This is a genomic window from Armatimonadota bacterium, assembly GCA_020354555.1.
Taxonomy (GTDB): domain Bacteria; phylum Armatimonadota; class Hebobacteria.
Genome location: CP070648.1, coordinates 4354666 through 4357919, shown reverse-complemented (window position 1 = coordinate 4357919; position 3254 = coordinate 4354666). Strand labels below are relative to the sequence as shown.

General features: G+C 62.8%; 3 protein-coding genes and 1 tRNA gene. 3 read left to right on the top strand and 1 reads right to left on the bottom strand.

The window, feature by feature from the left end; genetic code table 11:
• A partial coding sequence (locus JSV65_17835) for an SDR family oxidoreductase (GenBank protein UCH34361.1) occupies positions 1–720 on the top strand: 720 nt, incomplete at its 5' end.
• Positions 721–914: 194 nt separating this feature from the next.
• Here JSV65_17835 and JSV65_17830 read toward each other — a convergent pair.
• A tRNA-Val gene (locus JSV65_17830) sits at positions 915–989 on the bottom strand.
• A gap of 587 nt (positions 990–1576) precedes the next feature.
• On the opposite strand from JSV65_17830, the gene JSV65_17825 reads away from it, so the two are divergent.
• Together JSV65_17825 and JSV65_17820 are read left to right on the top strand one after the other, a co-directional pair.
• Positions 1577–2641, top strand: coding sequence for a hypothetical protein (locus JSV65_17825; GenBank protein UCH34360.1), 1065 nt, complete (start codon positions 1577–1579; stop codon positions 2639–2641).
• A gap of 13 nt (positions 2642–2654) precedes the next feature.
• On the top strand, positions 2655–3254 hold a 600-nt coding region (locus JSV65_17820; protein UCH34359.1), incomplete at its 3' end, for a hypothetical protein.

Here is a 3254-nt window from a genome sequence, read left to right as displayed (position 1 = left end):
GCGGCGTCCGGCATCGGCCGGGCGACGGCGCTGGCATTCGCTCGTGACGGCGCTAAAGTGGTCGTCGCCGACATTGCCGTGGGCGGCGGCGAGGAGACCGTGCGGATGATAGAGGCGAACGGGGGCGAGGCGATCTTCGTCGAAACCGATGTGTCGCAGGGGGCGGCGGTGGAGGCCATGGTGGGCAGGGCGATGGACAACTACGGCCGCCTGGACTGCGCCTTCAACAACGCGGGCACCGTGGGCGAAATGGGATCAACCGTTGAGTGCACCGAGGAGAACTGGGAGCACATCATCAATACCAACCTCAAAGGCGTGTGGCTGTGCATGAAGCACGAGATTCCGCAGATGCTCGAACAGGGCGGGGGCGCTATCGTCAACATGTCCTCGGTTTCCGGCATTCGCGGCTTGCAGGACTTCTCCGCGTACACCGCATCGAAGGGCGGGATACTCGAGCTCACGCGCACGGCCGCGCTGGAGTACTCCAAGCTCGGCGTCCGCATCAATGCGGTATGCCCGGGCACGATTGACACGCCGACGGTGGCGGGCGTCGTCGCGCAGAAGCCGGAGCTGATGGAGGAATTCCGCGCGCTGCATCCCATTGGCCGCATCGGCAAGCCGGAGGAGGTCGCGGAGGCTGTGGTCTGGTTGTGCTCCGACGCCGCGTCATTCGTTACCGGCCACGCGCTGGCCGTGGACGGCGGTTATCTGGCGAGGTAGGCATGGGGCAGCAACGTCTCTGGGCTTGAGAAGACCGGCAGTTCCGGGGCGCCGGCCCGGCTACTCGGGTACGTCGCCGTGCGGCGGCAGGAAGAGCGAGGTTCCCGGCGAGTGGATGACGGCGCTCGTGTGCAGCATGACATGCGTCAGCGCCGACGCCCAGGGATTGGCGGATAGCACCGTCGGCGCGGACATGGTGGGCGAAGCTGGTTTCGAACCAGCGACCTCTTGCTTGTAAGGCAAGCGCTCTCCCACTGAGCTATTCGCCCGCGACGAGACGGCAGAGGGCGGATGAACGCGTTACCCCCTGTCCGCTTCGACGATCAATTCTACCTGGGGAGACAGGCGCCAGTCAATGCGGCGGGGGCACGCAACCGGAAACGGTCGCGCTGCTCTGGTGCGGACAAAGTCTTGACCAGCGCTCCGCTGGGTGGTAGGTTCTTGTAGTTCCCGCGGCAGGTTGAGGCAGCCCTGGGGCTGCCCCGCGACGATTCTGCCCGGGCGCCGGATACGGCTCATTGAGCCTGGGGCGAGCTCTTATGGCTCCGTGATTGCGAACGGTTGAACGCGCGATTCCGGGGGTTTCGCACGCGTGAACCAGGTCTGCCACGGCGTAGACAATAGCGTCGCCATCACACGGCTGCTCACCGCGGTCCGCGTGCCACTATGTGGGTGCGGGCCGTGTTCTGTTTTTCCCGCCCGTACAGTATCGTCGCGTTTCCTCGTTCTCCCTTTCGGTGATTCCCGCTACTGCACATTTCCGGTCTGCCACCGGTTGCACGCATATCACATCGGTCTCCAAGGAGAGCTCTCGAGAATAGGTGACCGTCCCCATTCTACCCCGGCGATGCTGTGGGTGCCCAGTCCGCGCAAAGGGTATGAGCCGGCGCAGGCAGGGGCGTACTTGCCGCGGGTATGGGTCGAGCGCTACGCCGATGTGCCCTGGCCAGCCCCGGGGGATGATCTGGAATGGGACGAAGAGCCCAGGATCCAGAATGCGACGGAAGGCAGCCCGGAAGATTGGGTTGACGTGAACGGAAACGGGCAGTACGACGCGTCGTTTGAGGTGACGCATGCCGGCGCTGGGGACAGCCATACTGCGTGGGAGGAGTACCGTGGATTCGTGACCGGCGGCGCGGGCCCCGGCGCGGTTACCCGACTCAAACCCGTGCGCAAGGAACTGCTCACGGCGGTATACGTCATGCACGGACCTCCTGAACCGTACACCGACGTCAACGGTAATGGACAATACGATGCAGGCGAGCCGTTCGACGATTGGGATGAGAATGGTCAATGGGACGAAGTGCCCTTGGTGCTTTCGACGGCAAGAGTTGACGAGTGCCTCAACTGGGCCGATTTTGCGTTGGCGACGGCAGGGGTCGAGCTATGGCGAAAACAGGTAGGCATCCAGGGCTCATTGGTGCTGCAGACCTATGACCAAGAGGCCTGGATAGCACATTCCCTCTTCGACGGGCCAGGCTGGTGGCCGCATTACGCCGGCGTGCTGTTCGCTCATGACCAGACTATCGACAATGGTATCGGCCACGGCACCGACCACGCCCGAAGACACGAGGGCTGGGCTTTCGTTTTCGTGACGAAGATCCGCGATCACTGGAGCCAGGAGCCGGACGTACACATACCGGTTTGCCGCCATGTCGCCGCGCACGAGTTGGGGCATGTCGTAAGCGTGGAACATGTCGACGAAGATCCCGCCTATGACCAGCCAGATTGGCTAACCTTCACCTATCCTTTCTCGTCCTGCATTATGTGGGGTACCGCTCACCCACATAGGACCGATTCGGGCACCAGTCGCGGCGTGCTGGTGGACGGGAATTGGGTAATCCAGACCGTGCAGTACCTCGCCAATGTCAATACAAGGAACTTCCACGTGGAAGCCGAGACGACCCAGGTGGATTTCTGAGGAGGGAGCAGAAATGCTAGCGCGGATTATTGTGCCGAGGCGCGGGTTGGTCATGCTCTTAGTGGTCGCTTCGTGCGCCCTCGGTTTCGGGGCGCTCCCAGCAACGGGTGAGCAGACATGGCCGAATTCCTACGATCTCGTGTTTGGGATCATGCTGGACCATGCCCAATACGCCGAAGGCGATCCCATCTATGTTACAACCGTGTGCACGAATGCGGGTCCGCAGCCACTGAGATACATGCCTGTAGCCAACATGGGTAGCTTCGAGTGTGTCGCGGCGCGGAGTGACGGACAGAGCTTCGAGCTAACGTACCCAAAGCCGGCCTTGCCGCCGGGCGATCACTCGGCGCGCCTTGAGCCGGGTGAATCCCACCTGTATCAGTACTATTTCCACTCGTGGCTGCACCCGCTTCTGCCGCCCGGTCAATACCTCATGCGCGCGACCATGCGGCAACCGTTCTCCTACGAGGCCGAGGCCTTCTTGCCCGACGAGGCCATCGCGGCGCCGGTGACTTATACGAGTAACGAGGTACCTTTCACAGTCCTGCAAGCCGGCGCGCAGGTGCCAGCGAGCACGCAGTTGGCGCTCAATGGCGATCTATTGGATGCCGCG